The organism is Polaromonas sp. P3_C2 (assembly GCF_056402675.1).
This window is the reverse complement of the sequence record NZ_JBFUGX010000600.1, coordinates 1-2,522: the sequence shown is the minus strand read 5'-3', so window position 1 is coordinate 2,522 and position 2,522 is coordinate 1. Positions and strand designations below refer to the sequence as shown.

Sequence of the window (2,522 nt, the reverse complement as noted above, 5' to 3'; positions counted from 1 at the left end):
GTGCTATCTTGACTAGAATGTCATAAAGACAATCATTTGTGAATTCAATTCACAGTAATTCGCGAAAAATACCAGATCATGCCCCGCATAGACGTCAACCGCTCCGGCGAGATGGAGGCCTTTGTCCAGGTCGTGGACAAAGGCGGTTTTTCGGCCGCCGCCCGGCAGCTGTGCATGACCCCTTCGGCCGTCAGCAAGCTGGTGACCCGGCTGGAGGCGCGGCTGGGTACGCGGCTTGTCAACCGCACTACACGCAAGCTGCAGCTCACACCCGAAGGCACGACGTTTTACGAGCAGAGCACGCGCGTGCTGGCCGACATGGACGAGGCCGAGCGCGGCGCCGCGGCCGGCGCCATGCCGCGCGGGCGCGTCAGCATCAACGCCAGCATGCCCACCGCGCACTGCTTGCTGCTGCCGCTGGTGCCGGCCTTTCACGAGCGCTTCCCGGATATTTTGCTGGACATTACCTTGACCGACCGCGTAGTCGACCTGCTGGACGAGCGCACCGATGTGGCAATCCGCTGGGGCGCACTCGCGTCGTCCCAACTGGTGGCGCGGCGCCTGGGTGATACCGCGCAGGTGATTGTCGGCAGCCCTGATTACCTGGCGCGACACGGCACGCCGCGCACGCTGGAAGAGCTGGAGGCGCACCAGCGCCTGGCCCATACCTTCAAACGCAATATGCATTACTGGCCGGTGCGGGTAGACGGACAGATTCAGCAGTTGCCGATCACCGGCTATGCGCGTGCCAGCGACGGCGAGGCGCTGCGCCACCTGGTGCTGGCGGGCGCCGGGCTGGCCCGCATGTCGATGTTCCACGTCGGCCGCGACATTGACGCGGGCCGCCTGGTGCCGGTGGCTGAAAGCCTGAACCCGGGCGAGCGCGAACCCATCCATGCAGTATTTGTCGGCCGGGGCGGCCGCTTGCCGGCGCGCGTGCGCGTGCTGCTGGATTTTCTGGTTGAGCAGGTCACGCAGGAGGTTCTTGATGGTGGCGGGCTCGGGCATGACTACCAGCTGCATCAGCCCTGACGCCTGAATGCGCCCGCACACAAACAGTGCGTGTGTGCTAAGTACTACCCCCTACATAGGTTCCCTATGGTTGCAGCGAGATAACTTGCCTAGTATTGGTAACAAGTCGTAAGGCTGCGAGGCCACTCCGGCCATGGAGATTTCTATGCACCGCAATTCTGTTCACACCTTGGGTCTTTCCCTTTTGCTGTTGGCTTTGTCCAGTGCAAGTTTTGCGCAGGAGCGCTTCAGCGTGTCCGCAGACAACCAGGAAGTCACCGATAGCCGCACCGGCCTGGTCTGGCGGCGCTGCGCGGAAGGCATGGTCTGGAAGGGCAAGACCTGCACCGGGCAACCGGCTTTCCTGAACCATCCCGATGCGGCCGCGCGTGCCAAGGCGGCTTCCGCGCCGGAGGCCGAATGGCGCTTGCCGATTCTCAAAGAACTCTCCAGCATCGTCTCTGCACGAGAGGCTGACGTGGACAAGGCGGCGATAGATCCTAGTGCTTTTCCGGGCACGCCCGTGGCGCGCTTCTGGACATCGAGCAGCACCGGCCCGGGCTATTTCACCTTTGTGGGTTTCAGCGACGGCAGCGCCGGTGAAGCCCCGCGCGCCACGGCGGCCGTCGTGCGCCTGGTGCGCAATGCGAAGTAAGCGGCACCCAACGCCGGCGGCAGCCGGCGCATCGGGCCTCAGTCTTTGGCCACCTGCAGCACCAGTTTGCCGAAGTTCTCGCCGTTGAAAAGTTTGAGCAGTGTTTCCGGGAAAGTGTCCAGTCCCTCGACGATGTCTTCCTTGCTTTTCATGGTGCCGGCCTTGAGGTAACCCGCCATCTCAGCCACACCGACGTGGTAGCGGTCGGCGTAATCGAATACCACGATGCCTTCCATGCGGGCGCGATTGACCAGCAGCGATAAATAATTGGCGGGGCCCTTCACGGGCGTGGTGTTGTTGTACTGGCTGATGGCGCCGCAGATGATGATGCGGGCGCCGCGCGCCAGCCGCGCCAGCACCATGTCCAGGATCTCGCCGCCCACGTTGTCGAAGTAGATGTCGATGCCCTTGGGGCAATGTTCCTTCAATCCGGCACGCACGTCGCCGTTCTTGTAGTCGATGCAGGCGTCAAAGCCCAGTTCCTTGACCACCCAGTCGCACTTGGCCTTGCCCCCGGCAATGCCCACCACCCGGCAACCCTTGAGCTTGGCAATCTGGCCCACTGTCTGGCCCACGGCGCCGGCCGCGCCGGAAACCACGACGGTTTCGCCGGCCTTGGGCAGGCCGACTTCCAGCAGGCCGAAGTAACCCGTCATGCCGGGCAGGCCCAGCACATTGAGCCAGGATGTCAGGCCCAGGCGCGGGTCGATCTTGAACATGCCGCTGCGCTTGACCTGGTCGGCCGGGATCAGGCAGTACTCCTGCACGTCGAGAGCGGCGTTCACGTAGTCCCCCACGGCAAAGGCCGGGTTTTGTGAGGCGATCACTTTGCCTACACCGCCGGCGCGCATCACGG

At 63.5% G+C, this 2,522-nt stretch carries 3 protein-coding genes; 2 read left to right on the top strand and 1 reads right to left on the bottom strand.

The annotated features are described in order from the left end of the window. The first annotated feature begins 78 nt into the window (after positions 1–78). Both AC1DWI_RS19565 and AC1DWI_RS19560 read left to right on the top strand, forming a co-directional pair. Positions 79–1,032: a LysR family transcriptional regulator gene (locus AC1DWI_RS19565; protein WP_477669103.1), complete on the top strand. Its 954-nt coding sequence runs from the start codon at positions 79–81 to the stop codon at positions 1,030–1,032. Positions 1,033–1,177: 145 nt separating this feature from the next. Next, positions 1,178–1,666 carry an Lcl C-terminal domain-containing protein gene (locus AC1DWI_RS19560; RefSeq protein WP_477669104.1) on the top strand — a complete coding sequence of 163 codons (489 nt, stop codon included), beginning with the start codon at positions 1,178–1,180 and terminating at the stop codon, positions 1,664–1,666. 38 nt (positions 1,667–1,704) lie between these two features. Here AC1DWI_RS19560 and AC1DWI_RS19555 read toward each other — a convergent pair. Then, the coding region (locus tag AC1DWI_RS19555; protein WP_477725506.1) for an NADP-dependent oxidoreductase at positions 1,705–2,522 on the bottom strand (818 nt) is incomplete at its 5' end.